Raw genomic sequence first — 14,284 nt, 5'->3', positions numbered from 1 at the left:
GCCGACCGGAGTGGCGTCACGGTCTCCCATGGTGGCCTGGTAGGCATGAGAGTGCCGTCGCGCCGCGCTATGGAGAGGACCCCACTGAATGATTGCTCTGCCGGACGTACGGAACGCCGCCGCGCGTATCGAAGGGCGGGTACGCAGGACGCCTGTCATGGAGGTCGATCCGACCGGTTTCGTTCCGCGCGGCTTGCCCGTCCCCTCGAAGATGTGGCTCAAGCTTGAACACGTCCAGCACACCGGGTCGTTCAAGGCGCGCGGCGCGTTCAACCGCATCCTGGCCGCTTCGGAGGCGGGACGCATACCCGAGTCCGGCGTCATCGCCGCCTCCGGTGGGAACGCGGGCCTGGCCGTCGCGTACGCGGCGGGTCAGATAGGCACCAAGGCCGAGGTGTACGTGCCGGAGACCGCGCCACCGGTCAAGGTGGCCAAGCTGCGCGCGCTTGGCGCGACCGTCGTGCAGGTGGGGGTGAAGTACGCCGACGCGTACGAGGCGGCCATCAAGCGCGCGGAAGACAGCGGCGCGCTGTTCTGCCACCCGTACGACCAGCCCGACATGTGCGCGGGCGCGGGCAGCATCGGGCTGGAGTTGCTGGAGCAGGCCGGCGGGCTCGACACCGTCCTGTGCGCCGTGGGCGGCGGCGGCCTCATGGCGGGCGTCGCGGCCGCGCTCGAAGGCCAGGCGATCGTGGTCGGCGTCGAGCCCGCCAACGCGCCCACGCTCAACGCCGCCCTCCGGGCCGGAAAGCCCGTCGACGTCGAGGTCTCGGGCGTCGCGGCCGACTCGCTCGGCGCCGGTCGCCTCGGCGAGATCGCGTACGCGGTGGCGGCCCGGACCGGCGTACGGTCCGTTCTCGTCACCGACGACGCGATCAGCGAGGCCCGCCGCCGGATGTGGGACGAGTACCGGCTGGTGATCGAGCACGGAACGGCCGCCGCCGTCGCCGCCCTCCGTACGGGCTCGTACCGTCCCCGTGCCGGCGAGCGCATCGCGATCCTGCTCTGCGGCGCCAACACCGACCCGGGCGACCTGACGACCTGACGTCCCCTGGGTACGGCGCGCGACGGACCGTCAGGTCAGCCGGCGGTCCGCGGCGTCACGAACTGCAGCGGGAGCGGCGGCGTGGCGCGCTGGCCCGGAGTGGCCGCCGTCAGCGGCCCCTGGCCACCGCACACGGCCTGGACGAGGTGCGCGCCGAGCGCGTTGTCGATCGCGTGCGGCATCGGCACGCCCTGCCCGTTGAGCTGCTGGTACTTCATGAGATTGAGGCCGTAGGAGATCTGCCGGCGGCCGTCGGGGCTCGACAGCGACTGCGTCCCCGCGCCGAAGACGGCGCCGTCGTGGCCCCAGTACTTGCCGCACGGAAGGTCGACCGAGTAGAGGCCGAGCCCGTAGTCCATCACGGTGTTGCCATCGGCGTCCTTCACGGGAACGGTACGCCGCATCTCCGTCAGGCTGCCCTCGCCAAGGAGCTTGCCGGTCAGCAGGGCCCGGTAGAACGCGTTGAGGTCGTCCATGGTGGAGATCAGCGCGCCCGCCGTACCGGCCCAGGACATGTTGTAGACGCTGTACTCGCGGGGCGGGTCGGCCTTTCCGTACAGCGCCTCGTACATACGGGAGTGCGATCCGCGGATATGGGGCGAGGTCGGGAAGTAGGTGTGCTTGAGCCCGGCCTTACGGATGACGTTGCGGTCGATGTAGGTCTCGGCCTCGGTGCCGGTGACCTTCTCCAGCAGTTGCCCGATGACGATGTAGTTGGTGTTGGAGTACGACCATGCCGCACCGGGCGCGTGGGTCGGCGGTGACTGAACGCCCCACTTGATGAGCTGCTCTGGGCGCAGCGTACGGAAACGGTTCTCGTCCAGGCTTTCGGGCGACAACTGCGCGAACGACGGGAACGCGGAGCCGACGTAGTCCGCGATGCCGCTGGTGTGGTTCAGCAGCATCCGCACTGTGATCTGCTGCCCGCGCTCTCCCGGGACGGCGTCGGGCAGGTACTGCGCGATGGGCGCGTCGAGCTGGATACGGCCCTGCTCGACCAGTTGCAGTAGAGCGGTGGCGGTGAACGTCTTGGTGATGCTGCCGACGCGGTGCTCCATGTTCGGCCGTACGGGACGCTTCGTACGGACGTCCGCGACGCCCGACGCGCCCTTCCACTTGTCGTCATCACGCCGAACGGACGAATAGAGCCCGTACATGCCCGCTTCGTGGGTCGCGTCAAGCGTGATGCGCAGCTTGGCGTCGTCGAACGAGACCGACTGCGGATCCGCGTGCGCCGGGGCGGACGACAGGCCGAGCGTCAGCACCGCCGCCATCACGACCGGCAGTACTCCGGCAAACCGCCTGGATCGAACGAACCGCCTCGTCGACATCCCGTCTCTTCCTGTACCCGTCGCCTTGTCGCCCGACATCTCTCATGGTGGCATCCCGCAGCACCCGGAGATCGACATCCTGCCAAATGTCACACTGTGGCGACCATCCGGTCAGCTGATCAAGGGTTGCCGTTGAGGACGCCATCAGGCCCCGTTAAGGAAACCCGCGGCGCCCCGGGCCGCTCGGCCGATCACGCCGTTCAGCGAAGGGCCGTCCACCCGCCGGTACCGCTCAGCCGATGACCAGGAGCAGGTCACCGGCCTGGACGGGCGTCGCCTCCGGTACGGCGAGCCTGGTCACGGTGCCGGCGACCGGTGCGGTGATCGCGGCCTCCATCTTCATCGCCTCGATCGTCGCGACCACGTCCCCGGCCGCCACCTGCTCGCCCTTGCCCACCCGCAGTGTGACCGATCCGTCGAACGGCGCCGGGACCTGCCCGGGCTCGGACGGGTCGGCCCGCTCCACCGGCGGCACGTCCGCCGCGACCGCGCGATCGCGGACCGAGACCGTGCGCATCTGGCCGTTCACCGTGCAGATGACCTGCCGGAACCCGGCCTCGTCGAGCTCGCCGACGGCCTCCAGCCCGGCCAGCACCCGCACGCCGGGCTCCAGGTCGAACGAGACCTCGTGCCCGGTGCGCAGCCCGTACAGGAACGCCCCGGTCGGCAGCACCGACAGGTCGCCGTACGCCGCCACCGCCTCGCGGTACTCCTTGGCCGGGCCGGGGAACAGCAGCCGGTCGAGCGTGTCGCGGACCTCCGGCCCGGCCAGCGCCTTCTCCTCGTCACCGGTCAACTCGGCCCGCGCAGGCGCGTACTGCCGCCCCGCCAGCGCGCGCCCCCGGAACGGCTCGGGCCAGCCACCGGGCGGGTCGCCCAGCTCACCGTTCAGGAACCCGACCACGCTGTCCGGTACGTCGTACCGCTCCGGGTGCGTCGCGAAGTCATCGGGATCGGCGCCCGCCGCGACCAGGTGCAGCGCCAGATCGCCCACGACCTTGCTGGACGGCGTCACCTTGACCAGCCGCCCGAGGATCCGGTCGGCGGCCGCGTACAGCCGCTCGATCTCCTCGAACCGGTCGCCGAGCCCCAGCGCCACCGCCTGCTGCCGCAGGTTGGAGAGCTGCCCGCCCGGGATCTCGTGCTGGTAGACGCGCCCGGTCGGCGACGGCAGCCCCATCTCGAACGGCGCGTACAGCTTGCGCACGGCCTCCCAGTACGGCTCCATGACCGTCAGCGAGTCCAGATCGATCCCGGTCGAGCGTTCCGTGAAGTCCGTGTGAGCCACGATCGCCTGCAGCGGCGGCTGGCTCGTCGTCCCCGACAGCGGCGCGGCCGCCCCGTCCACCGCGTCCACCCCGGCCTCGATGGCCGCGAGGTACGTGGCGAGCTGGCCGCCCGCCGTGTCGTGGGTGTGCAGGTGAACGGGCAGGTCGAAGCGCTCACGCAGGGCCGTGACCAGCGTCCGCGCAGCCGGAGCCCGCAGCAGCCCCGCCATGTCCTTGACGCACAGCACGTGCACGCCCGCCTCGACGAGCTGCTCGGCGAGCCGCAGGTAGTAGTCGAGCGTGTAAAGCTCCTCGCGCGGCGACGACAGATCGCCCGTGTAACAGATCGTCCCCTCGACGACCGCGTGCGTCTGCAATACGGCCTCGATCGCGGGCCGCATCCGTTCCACATCATTGAGCGCGTCGAACACCCGGAAGATGTCGACACCCGTCTTCGCCGCCTCGTTCACGAAAGCCCGCGCGACCGAATCCGGATAAGGCGTGTACCCGACCGTGTTTCGCCCGCGCAGCAGCATCTGGAGGCACATGTTCGGCGCGGCCTCCCTCATGGCCGACAGCCGATCCCACGGCGATTCACCCAGGAATCGCAGCGCCACATCATAAGTGGCCCCGCCCCACGCCTCCAGCGACAGCAACTGCGGCGCCGTCCGCGCCATGACGGGCGCCGCCGCGGCCAGATCGAACGTCCGCACCCGCGTGGCCAGCAGAGACTGGTGCGCGTCCCGGAACGTCGTGTCGGTCACGGCCAGCGCCTGCTGCGCCCGCAGCCGTTCCGAAAAGGCCTTCGCCCCAAGCTGCAGCAGCAGATCCCGGGACCCCTCGGGCAGCGGCCCGCCGGGAATCTCCGGCAGCTTGGTCGCCGGATCCAGATCGGTCGGCGCCTCCCCATTGGGCCGGTTCACCGTGACATTGGCCAGGTAACGCACCAGCCGCGTCGCCCGGTCACCACTCGAACGCGCCGTCAACAGTTCCGGATGCTCGGCGATATAGGCGGTGGTGACGCCACCGGCCCGGAAATCGTCCTCATCCAGCAGCGCCTGCAGGAACGGGATATTCGTCGCGACCCCGCGAATGCGGAACTCCGCCACGGCCCGCCGCGCGCGCCGTACGGCCTCCTCGAACGTCCGGCCCCGGCACGTCAACTTGACCAGCATCGAGTCGAAATGCGGCGTCACCTCGGCGCCCGCATGCGTCGTCCCGGTGTCGAGTCGTACCCCGGCCCCACCCGGCGACCGGTACGCGGAGATCTTCCCGGTATCGGGACGGAACCCGTTCGCGGGATCCTCCGTCGTGATCCGGCACTGCACGGCGAACCCCGAGACGTGCACGTCCTCCTGCGTGATCGACAGCTGCGCCAGCGACTCGCCGCCCGCGATCCGCAACTGGCTCTGCACCAGGTCGATCCCGGTGACCTCCTCGGTCACGGTGTGCTCCACCTGGATCCGCGGGTTCATCTCGATGAAGACGTACCGGCCGTCCTCGTCGACCAGGAACTCCACCGTGCCCGCGTTCATGTACCCGATCTCGCGCGCGAACCGTACGGCGTCCGCGCACAGCCGCTCCGCCACCGCCGCGTCCAGCCGCGGCGCCGGCGCGATCTCCACGACCTTCTGGTGCCGCCGCTGCACCGAGCAGTCCCGTTCCCGCAGGTGAACGATCTGCCCCGTACCGTCCGCCAGGATCTGGACCTCGATGTGCCGGGGCCGGTCCACCGCCCGCTCCAGGAACACCGTCGGGTCCCCGAACGCGCTCTCGGCCTCGCGCCGCGCCGCCTCCACCGCACCCTGCAGGTCCTCGCGCCGATCGACCCGCCGCAGCCCGCGCCCGCCACCGCCGGCCGCCGCCTTCACGAACAGCGGGAACCCGATCTCGTCGGCGGCCTCCAGCTCGGCCCCCGGCTCCGGCGTCGCCGACCCCAGCACCGGCAGCCCCGCCCGCTTCGCCGCCTCGATCGCCTCGATCTTGTTCCCGGCCAGCTCAAGCACCCGCGCGGGCGGCCCCACGAACGTCAGCCCGTTCCGCGCGCACGCCTCCGCCAGCTCCGGACTCTCCGACAGGAACCCGTACCCGGGATACACCGCGTCGGCGCCCACCCGGAGGGCCGTCGCCACGATCCCCTCGACATCCAGGTAGGCCCGCACCGGATGGCCGTGCTCACCGATCTCGTACGCCTCGTCCGCCTTCTGCCGGTGCAGCGAGAAGCGGTCCTCATGCGCGTAGACGGCCACGCTGGAGATCCCCAGCTCGTACGCGGCACGGAAGGCCCGTACGGCGATCTCACCACGGTTGGCGACGAGCACCTTTTCGATCACGGCGTAACTCCCAGGAGACGGTATGGACGAGGCCGCCCACCAACGACGGCCTCCCGGGCTCAACGTCGAGCGGGCCCCAACATAACCCGCAAGCGAATCCCGCAGGATACCTACCCCCCTCACCCTGGAACGCCCTGAACCATGACCCCCGTCCTAACTAGACTCGACTAGGCAGTGTTTTAAAGCCCCGGCTCACGGTGCTCGCCTGGCGGCTCGCACCGTGACCGTGCCTTGGGCGAGCGCGGCATCGCTTCGCGATCTGCCGGGTGAGGCTCGCCTCCGGCATCGCCTCACCGGGCAGGTAGCGCGCTCGCGCGGTGGCTGAGGCCACTTTGAGAGACATGCCTAGCTGATTCGTCCGGAAGGAGCTCGGTGTCCGATCAGGACTGGCAGTACGAGGTGTTGCGCGAAATCGGCGCCCTGGAGTCCGGTCTTGTCCCACCCCACCCCCAGCCGACCCCCCTGGACACGCCCCGTCCCGTCACGCCACCGAACGGACAGGACGGCACCAGCCAGAGAATTCCGACATTCGCCTTACCGCGCGACCCCTCACAGTCCCAACCTCTGGCCGCGCCCCCAGTGACTACCACGTTGGAGAACCCACCACTGGCCCGCCCTGCGCTCATTCCACAACCGGCCCCGGAACAGCTCGTACGACGCAACCCGTACGGCGACCCCGCGCTCAAGCGCCTGAGCCGGGGCATGCGCAAAGCCATCGGCGCCTCCGCCGGAACCGGCGTACGGGACCTTTCCGAAGTCACCGCCCGGCTCAGCACACCGGTCCGCTCATGCCGACGAATCGCAGTGACCAGCATCCGCGGCGGCGCGGGCAAGAGCAGCCTCGCCGCCCTGATCGCGCGGACCGTCCAGCAGCACCGCGACGACCGCGTCCTCGCGATCGACGCCGACCCCGGCCTGGGCTCACTCCCCCTCCGCCTGGGCGTGACCCCCACCCGTTCCGTCCACGACGTGGTCGCCGCCCGCCCCCGTACCTGGGAGGACGCGGCCGAGCACCTCGCCGCCGCCGAAGCCGGCGTCTGGGTCCTGGCCGGTACGACCGACGCCGCCATCGGCCTCGATCTCGACCACACCACCCTCCGCGCGGGAGCGGGCATCCTGGGCCGGTACTTCGCCGTCTCTGTGATCGACTGCGGCGCCGGAATCGGCTCACCCATCCACCGCGGCGTCCTGGACTCCGCACACGCCCAGATCTTCGCCGTGCCCGGAACCGGCGACGGCGCCGTCAGCGCGCACTCCGCCCTGGAATGGCTCCGTACCAACGGCTACTCGGACCTGCTCACCCGTACGGTCGTCGCCCTTGTCGCGCACACGCCCAGCCCCGACACTGACCTCGAAGGCGCACGCGACCTGCTCGGCGCCGGAGGCCTCCCCGTGACGATCGTCCCGTTCGACCGCCACCTGGCCGCCGGAACCGCCATCCACCCAGACCACCTGGCCGAGACCACCCACACGGCCATCACCACGATCGCGCTCGAATCGTTCACCCGCGCCCAATCAGGAGGAGCGCCATGAGGGAATTCGTAGCGCTCCTCCGAGAGCAACCACAGATCCCCCTGCTCCTGAACTCCCTCCGCGGCGCAGGCCTGTCGACCAGCGGTCAGACCGGCACAACCCACCTGTACGACACCACGAACCGCCTGCTCGTCACCATCGCCAAGCCCCTACGCATCGACGTCCCCGGCGAGGTAGAACGACTCCTCGGCACGACCGTCCCCCTGCCGATCTGGTGGGTCGAACTACGTGCTGCGGCCGGCCTGCTCCCAGCAGCACCCCTCGCCCACCAATGCGCCGAGGAACTGGTCTCCCACCACGGCGGCCTCGTCTGGACCAACACCCGAACGAGCTGAACCGCCAGGTCGCCTCGGCGTTCTCCCTCCACCTCCCCGCCTGTCCGGGGCGTACCGCCTCCCGTGTCAGCAGCCCGGCTCGTACCCCATCCTGTGCACCGGCCGAACGGCCAACGTGTCCGGGTCGAAGGTCGACCGATACCGGCACCCGTCATCAGCAACGATCTCGATCGCGTGCGCCCCACTGAACCGCACCGTCTCGGGAGCCTTCCCCTCCTCCAACCCATCCCAGACCAGTGACTCCTGGACGAACATCTTGTTCGCCGCCCTGATCCGCACATCGATCTCACGGTCGATACTGACGAACCCGGCACCGTCGATCACCAACAACTCATAGCGCCCGCCGGGCGAGGAAACCCGCTGCTGCGTCACACCGCTATCGGGCCCAAAAGCGAAGACCAAAATGGTGAGACCCGTGATGACCACCAAGGCGACCGTCGTCGCCAGCACGAGGATCCGCAGAACAAGGGTCTTCAACGCCAGCGTGACTCCGCCCCCAGCCGCCAGCATCATCACCGTAAGCAGTCCCGCCGTCACCAACGGATCGACCACGAAATTCCAGTGGTCGATCAGCTCCAACACCACCCAGCAGGCCACCGCCAGTCCAAGTCCCCCAGCCGTCCAACCCCACATGCGCGTCATGACGCCTCCTCGTCCAACGCAACACGCCCGACAGGCAACAGGTTGACCCAGAGACGCAAAACCGAAATCCCAGAGCCGAACATCACGACCACCGCAAATCCGGTGCATGCGAAGGTCCACGAAAATTGCCCTGTCCACAGTGCCAAGGCAGGTGGCACGCCGGCGGATCCCGCCACGACCGCACTGGCCAGACAGGCGAGCAGACTCAGCACTGCACTCGGCACGCGCACCGACCGAAGAACGACAGGTGACTCTTCTTCAGCGAACACCCGCTCAACCAGCCGCCATCCCCGTCGGTTCACCGCACACACAAGGATGTTGAACGAGAGAGCGCCCAGAACAGGAGCCAATCTCATCGATGGAAGGTCCTCATCGGAAGGATCACCAAAGAAGAACGCAAGCAGAGCAACCACCACAGCAACGAAAGCGCACACCAGCCACACCAACGACCACCGTGCTCGCCGCCGAGCCATCTTCACGGTGGCGACACGCTGTTGAGGATTCCACGCACGGAACCATTCGTCCGACCCAACCGAAATAAGACTCATCAGCGATAAGCTTCCTACAAAGGTTGCCTAGCCATTTCACGCAACCAGTCGACAATGGGCGCGATACGTGGATCGCCCTCACGCCCGTACGCTATGGAGTTCGCCAGGGCCAGCAGCTCATGTGGCGGCAACATGGCTCGACGGCGATAGGGATCGCGAAGCCAGAGTCTGATCGGAGCATGCCCGTCATGCCAGGCGATCAACTGCGGCAGCGCAGCGGTACGGCCGGCGTAATCCGGGGAGAGAGCGTCCATCCGAACCCATGCGGTACTCAGGTCACACCGCCGTGCCCGTCCCGTGCGGCGCTGAACGAGCACGGTGCCTTCGAGCCGATACGCGCGCTCATACTGCAGCATGCCGAAGACCAGGACACTTCCGCAGATGGCCACCAAAAGAACGAACAACACGGCGGCCACCAGTCCGCCACCATCAAAGATGGCAACAAAAGCCACCAACGCAACCAGCCACAGCGGTAGCGTCAACACAAAGGCAACCGAGAACAGAGACCATGCCAAAGCGCCAGGCCCCACACTGATACGCAAGGCGCCGGCCCTCATGTACCGCTCCTCGCTGAATGCGATCTCCATACCCAGTACTGCTCAAAAATCATCATCGGCCAAGCGGCGAAGGCGGTGTACGATGCCCCGTACATCGGCACCGGATTCACCAGCCGAACCAATGGCATCCGCGAGGGCATGCAGTTGGTCAGCAGGGAGCAAGGTCAGACCGGTATCACGATTCCGCAACACGAGCTTGACAGGCCGGCGGCCCGCAGACCGAAGAACCAACTGCGGAGCCACGGGCCCAAGGAGTCCCATACGCTTGGACTCCAATGCAACAGCCGCGCACGCCATATCGTACCCGCAGTCCCGGAACACGCCCTTACGCCACAACATGCTTCCGTCGAGCCAAAAATAACGTCGATAGGAAGCCGTCAACGTGGCCAGGATAAATATCATGAAGACACTACTGGCGACCACGAGCGCCATCGCGAGGACGTACCGGGCCTCCATCAGCATCGGAACGGCGTAGACAGCAAATGCCACGAGCGCGATGGCCATCAGAAGATTGAATGCGCTCCATATCCACGCACTGACGCCCGGCCCCGTCGACAGCCGAATATGTTCGCTCATGGATACCTCTTATACGAGCCGGCGCCTCGGCTGGTTCATTGACAGACCACCTCTACGGATGCGTAAGCGTCACTCCTGCGAGCGTCCCCATTCAAGTTGCACTCCCCGATAGTGTCCTGTGGATACCTGGGTCTTCTGCGTGACAGGCACCAGCTTCGCGTACGCGGCCACCTGGCCCCGGCCCTGCCAGCTCGAGTCGCCCAGTGGCTTGAGCGGCTTGTAGCGATAGGCATCTTCTGCGGCTTCGAGTTGCCGTACAAGCCTCGTCCAAGCCGCGACCGCCTGTGCCTCGACAGGAGCCGCGCGGCGCGAGGCTGCGCGAATGTCACCATCTGCAGTCCCCCACAGGAACATCGGACACCCGGCGCCTGACCGCCTTTCCACCGCCTCCACAGTGCGAGCGCTCTGCTTGAGCTTGCGCCCGAAGCCAGCGACCGGCGCGTTCATGCTCAACCGAGCCGCGAGCCTGAAGAAGATGTGGTCGACACCCTTCTTCGCCACTTTGAATTCAGTCAGGGTGATCCCGAGCTCCCGGTGCAGGTCAGCGAGTTCAAGCATGCCGCCGACGAGTTCACGGCCCTTGATCTGCTTACGGTACCCGGAGACCGCCTCCTCCTCCGCCCGCGTCGAAAGACCCGCCCGGCATCCCACGGACCGGTTCTGTGTTGAGTATTGCCCTCATGTCTCCATGTTGTTTCTTCACTGCGCGCCCGTCCCTATCTTACGGAGGTACAGGAAGCCAATTAGTGCTACTACTAGGATCAGGCCTACCACGCCGATCAAAGCGGTGCGCAGAGCATTGTGGCCCTGACCAGCCACAGAATCGTTAGAGGTCCGCGTAGCAGGCTTCGCCGACGCCTGACTGGGCTTGGTCAGCTGGTCGAAGCGCTCGTAGACGGGGTTCGGAGCGTTCGCGGGCACCTTGGCGGTCAGGGCACTGTAGGGAATCAGGGCACCATAGCCGGATCGCTCGTCCCAGCCCTTGGTGTCGACGTCCCGTGCGGTGTAGAGCATGCGTTGGACAACCTCACGCCCGGACATTTTGGGGTATCGAGACCTCATGAGTGCCACGAGACCGGATGTGAACGCGGCCGCATAACTGGTACCCCTTCTTCCCTTGGCGTAAATGCCAGCCTTGCCAATCGCCCCCACGTCGACGCCTGGTGCGGCAGCCATAACGGTGCTGCCAGGCGTCGACTTATCCCACATATTAAGATCGGCATCCAGGCTGCCAACAACCAGCACGCCCGCACAGTTCTGAGGTAAAGACAATGTGCTTTTATCTATCGCCCGATTTCCTGCCGATGCGACAATGATCACATCCCGCTCGATCGCGTAGGTGACTGCCTCCTGAGTTTCCGGTGGACAGCTTGCCGACGCGGTCGATTGCGATATATTTATTACTCTTGCGCCATGGTCGACGGCGTAGCGAATGCGATCCGTATAATAATAGGATCCTCCGACCAGCGGAAGAATGCGAGCCTCCGGCGCTACGCCAACAAGGCCACTACCTCCACCTTGTCCTGCGATGGAGACGGCCATCGCTGTGCCATGGCCACCCTTCTCTGTGTCCTTATCTGTACGCCCATCACCCGACCCTCCTGCGAACTGTTTTCCTCTGAGTACGACGCCTTGGAGCTCTGGGAGCCGTGCCTCCACTCCGGTGTCGATCAGTCCCACGATGACCCCTCGCCCCTTGGTCATCGGCCAGACCTTGCTCTCGATCTCCCAGGCGGGGAACCACCATTGGTCCGAACGTGGCCGGGGTGCAGCCGAGGCCGGTTGCGCGTGTCCAAGGAGGAGCATCATCCCGGCACACGTTGCAGTCAGCCTCCAGCGGAACGCTGTCGGCCCGCCTCCCTTTCCAGAACGGATGGCCTGCCTAGTCATTCTGTATCTTGGGGCTTTCCGATCACTCGAGGTGCGATGTCACGGTCTTCCGCCCAGACATCGTCATCCTCGATCAGCCACGTGTGCCGTTCGCGCTCGTGCTCCCCGCCGCCCGGTCGGCCGCCGCCCGCCATGCCCATCGGCGCACCAAAGACTCCACGTCCTGTGTTCGGTTGTGGACCAGCGCCACTCCCCGTTGACGCACCCAGTGGAGGACCGGTCGTCGGCCCGATCACGCCACCTCTGGTGAGCGCGCCTCCAGTGCTTCCACGGCCAAGGGGGCTGGTAGCGCCGCCGCCTGCCCCCCGGCCAGGCTGACCAGTTCCACCGAGGACCCCACCAGCGGGCATCATCGGTGAGGAACCCGGAATGCCGACCTTGCCGAGGCCTGGCGCGGACGCCCCTCCGAACGGCGCCATGGCGGCACCACGCCCGGAAACGATTCCGCCCGTTCTTCCAGGAGACCCGCTCAGTCCCAGAGGGGTTGGGGGCGGCGCCCCCATGCCTGGTGAAAGGCTTCCAGCTCCCGTCGGTCCAGGAGACGAGGCGGTCCCGCCCAATCCGGGTCCAAGGGCTCCACCTGTCGCAGGAGTAGCGACACCTTCTAGGTCGGATACTCCACTCCCACTACGGCCGACGACCTGACCGGGAACGGGGCCACCAGCCTCGTTGCCTGTAGGCAGTCCTTCTAGTCGCGGGGCGCCGGAGCCTCCTGCTACGGCGCTCGCTGTCCCGGTTCCCCTTCCGCTGACAGCATCACCGCCTGACTCGCCGCCTCCAACAGCGGTCGGCAGGGGGTCTGTATCGTCCTTCGCTCTCGGAAGGCTGAGGGCCAAGATTTCCGGAATCTGGGCGTAGGCGATGTTCAGCTCGGTGTTGACCTTGGCCAGATGGGCCTGCGCCTTTCTGTCATCGACCAACGTCGGCAGGGAGCCGTCGGGCGCGCCCGGTTTGGACTGCCCGGGCAGAGTCGGCACGCTCTTCACAGGAAGCGATGCCGGCGACCTCCGGATGACTCCGCCCGCTTCCTTCATCGCCTTCTCAAACTGGGTACTGGCATCGGCGAGCAGCGCAGCGGACTCGATCAACCGCTTGAAGTCTCCGACGCCGAGTTCCTGGGCTTTCCCTTGCCAGACCGATCGCAACCGGCTCGTGTGCTTCGCCAGCTCGCTCTCGGTCGCACTGAAGGCGCCCTTCGCCTTTGCATACGCGTTCCCGACCGCTTCCAGCGGCGCCGCCTGGGCGCCCTTGAGATGCGCCGCGATCGCGTCGTAGTTGTACTGCGCCGGGTTTCCCTTACCGAGCTCTCCCGTGCGAATGTCCTGCTGGTGGTTACCGCCGCCCATGCTCGTCCTCCTCTCTTCTACGGTGCAGGCCTGGTCCGCCATGGAGGTGTCTGCGAAGGATCGCTAGACGGAGCAGGTCCGGGCGACTGGCCTAGTTGCTGTCCTGGACGTTTGCCGGCCGCTTCTGCCGCCAGTTCGGCCTTGCCGTAGTTGGCGGCACTCTGCTCTACCCGCTGGACCACGACTTCGTATGCCTGGCAGTAGGCCTGGACGCTCGCCAGCATGTTGCGGTGTGCGGCTCCTACCTTGGTACCGAGGCTCTGCGCCACGTCCCAGTTCCCAGGGGCGCCGTGCTCGCCGTTCAGGGCGAGAAGTTCGCCCTGCAATCGGGACAGGTCCTGGCGCATGGCCGCCGCTACCTGGCGCATCTGCTCGCGCTGGTGCTCGACCGTGCCCGCGCCGCCCGACGGTGCCTGCCCAGTGCCACCCGGAATGGGCCAGGTCCTCGGATCGGCGGGGTTGATCGGCGGTGCCTGAGGCGCCCCCGCTAGGAGCTTGTCAAGACCTGACTGGTCGTCCTGGGGTGCCACTGCCCTTCCTCCCCGTGTGAGCGTCCGTCAGGCCCAGAGCGCGGTGTTGATCTTCTCCGCGCCGAGGTGGATGTCGTGGGCGTCGCCGATGGAACGGCCCATGCCGGACACGGCGGTGGACATCCGCTGGGAGGCAGCCTTCCACTCGCGGGACTTCATCTCGTACGCGGAACGCGCGTCGCCGTCCCACTCGGCCAGGTGAGTGCGTACCTGGGTGTCGAGGGTCTCGATGATCTGTTGGTACTGCTTGAGCACGTTCAGGAAGTTCGCCTGGCCCTGCGACATTCCGCCGAAGTTCACATAGGTGCGGTCATGCGTCATGTTCTGCTCCTTTGCCGATCCGGGTAGAG

The 14,284-nt window shown here is 67.2% G+C and carries 12 protein-coding genes; 3 read left to right on the top strand and 9 right to left on the bottom strand.

Going from position 1 to position 14,284, the window contains the following annotated elements; genetic code table 11:
* Positions 1-88 precede the first annotated feature (88 nt).
* On the top strand, positions 89-1,045 hold the full coding sequence (locus tag ACH34Q_RS15070; RefSeq protein WP_395983526.1) for a threonine/serine dehydratase: 957 nt from the start codon (positions 89-91) through the stop codon (positions 1,043-1,045).
* Positions 1,046-1,080: 35 nt separating this feature from the next.
* On the opposite strand, the gene ACH34Q_RS15065 is transcribed toward ACH34Q_RS15070, so the two are convergent.
* Together ACH34Q_RS15065 and ACH34Q_RS15060 are read right to left on the bottom strand one after the other, a co-directional pair.
* Entirely contained in the window at positions 1,081-2,319 is a 1,239-nt protein-coding gene (locus ACH34Q_RS15065) for a serine hydrolase domain-containing protein (protein WP_395983525.1), read from the bottom strand.
* Between the two features lie 289 nt (positions 2,320-2,608).
* Positions 2,609-5,977 carry a pyruvate carboxylase gene (locus ACH34Q_RS15060; RefSeq protein ID WP_395983524.1) on the bottom strand — a complete coding sequence of 1,123 codons (3,369 nt, stop codon included), beginning with the start codon at positions 5,975-5,977 and terminating at the stop codon, positions 2,609-2,611.
* A gap of 804 nt (positions 5,978-6,781) precedes the next feature.
* On the opposite strand from ACH34Q_RS15060, the gene ACH34Q_RS15055 reads away from it, so the two are divergent.
* Positions 6,782-7,510 carry a MinD/ParA family protein gene (locus ACH34Q_RS15055; RefSeq protein ID WP_395983523.1) on the top strand — a complete coding sequence of 243 codons (729 nt, stop codon included), beginning with the start codon at positions 6,782-6,784 and terminating at the stop codon, positions 7,508-7,510.
* Complete coding sequence (locus ACH34Q_RS15050; protein WP_395983522.1) at positions 7,507-7,845, top strand: hypothetical protein; 339 nt, start codon at positions 7,507-7,509, stop codon at positions 7,843-7,845. Before ACH34Q_RS15055 ends, ACH34Q_RS15050 begins: the two co-directional genes overlap by 4 nt.
* Positions 7,846-7,911: 66 nt before the next feature.
* Here ACH34Q_RS15050 and ACH34Q_RS15045 read toward each other — a convergent pair whose 3' ends face one another.
* The 7 genes from ACH34Q_RS15045 to ACH34Q_RS15015 form a co-directional block, all read right to left on the bottom strand.
* A complete protein-coding gene (locus tag ACH34Q_RS15045; RefSeq protein WP_395983521.1) occupies positions 7,912-8,487 on the bottom strand; it encodes a hypothetical protein in 576 nt (191 codons plus the stop codon).
* Positions 8,484-9,035: a hypothetical protein gene (locus ACH34Q_RS15040; protein ID WP_395983520.1), complete on the bottom strand. Its 552-nt coding sequence runs from the start codon at positions 9,033-9,035 to the stop codon at positions 8,484-8,486. Before ACH34Q_RS15040 ends, ACH34Q_RS15045 begins: the two co-directional genes overlap by 4 nt.
* Positions 9,036-9,049: 14 nt before the next feature.
* Positions 9,050-9,622: a hypothetical protein gene (locus tag ACH34Q_RS15035; protein ID WP_395983518.1), complete on the bottom strand. Its 573-nt coding sequence runs from the start codon at positions 9,620-9,622 to the stop codon at positions 9,050-9,052.
* Positions 9,623-9,634: 12 nt separating this feature from the next.
* Complete coding sequence (locus tag ACH34Q_RS15030) at positions 9,635-10,168, bottom strand: hypothetical protein (RefSeq protein WP_395983517.1); 534 nt, start codon at positions 10,166-10,168, stop codon at positions 9,635-9,637.
* 69 nt (positions 10,169-10,237) lie between these two features.
* Positions 10,238-10,819 carry a hypothetical protein gene (locus tag ACH34Q_RS15025; protein WP_395983516.1) on the bottom strand — a complete coding sequence of 194 codons (582 nt, stop codon included), beginning with the start codon at positions 10,817-10,819 and terminating at the stop codon, positions 10,238-10,240.
* 48 nt (positions 10,820-10,867) lie between these two features.
* On the bottom strand, positions 10,868-11,872 hold the full coding sequence (locus ACH34Q_RS15020) for a S8 family serine peptidase (RefSeq protein WP_395983515.1): 1,005 nt from the start codon (positions 11,870-11,872) through the stop codon (positions 10,868-10,870).
* A gap of 2,089 nt (positions 11,873-13,961) precedes the next feature.
* Positions 13,962-14,255, bottom strand: a complete 294-nt coding sequence (locus ACH34Q_RS15015; protein WP_395983514.1) for a WXG100 family type VII secretion target — start codon at positions 14,253-14,255, stop codon at positions 13,962-13,964.
* Positions 14,256-14,284: the final 29 nt, after the last annotated feature.

Source organism: Actinomadura sp. 9N407 (genome assembly GCF_044326315.1).
GTDB lineage: Bacteria > Actinomycetota > Actinomycetes > Streptosporangiales > Streptosporangiaceae > Spirillospora.
This window is presented reverse-complemented; position numbering and strand designations above follow the sequence as displayed.

Coding starts and splice junctions, on each gene's coding strand:
- ACH34Q_RS15015 (WP_395983514.1), bottom strand. CDS start 14,255: ATGACGCATGACCGCACCTATGTGAACTTCGGCGGAATGTCGCAGGGC.
- ACH34Q_RS15020 (WP_395983515.1), bottom strand. CDS start 11,872: ATGACCAAGGGGCGAGGGGTCATCGTGGGACTGATCGACACCGGAGTG.
- ACH34Q_RS15070 (WP_395983526.1), top strand. CDS start 89: ATGATTGCTCTGCCGGACGTACGGAACGCCGCCGCGCGTATCGAAGGG.
- ACH34Q_RS15050 (WP_395983522.1), top strand. CDS start 7,507: ATGAGGGAATTCGTAGCGCTCCTCCGAGAGCAACCACAGATCCCCCTG.
- ACH34Q_RS15035 (WP_395983518.1), bottom strand. CDS start 9,622: ATGGAGATCGCATTCAGCGAGGAGCGGTACATGAGGGCCGGCGCCTTG.
- ACH34Q_RS15030 (WP_395983517.1), bottom strand. CDS start 10,168: ATGAGCGAACATATTCGGCTGTCGACGGGGCCGGGCGTCAGTGCGTGG.
- ACH34Q_RS15065 (WP_395983525.1), bottom strand. CDS start 2,319: ATGGCGGCGGTGCTGACGCTCGGCCTGTCGTCCGCCCCGGCGCACGCG.
- ACH34Q_RS15040 (WP_395983520.1), bottom strand. CDS start 9,035: ATGAGTCTTATTTCGGTTGGGTCGGACGAATGGTTCCGTGCGTGGAAT.
- ACH34Q_RS15045 (WP_395983521.1), bottom strand. CDS start 8,487: ATGACGCGCATGTGGGGTTGGACGGCTGGGGGACTTGGACTGGCGGTG.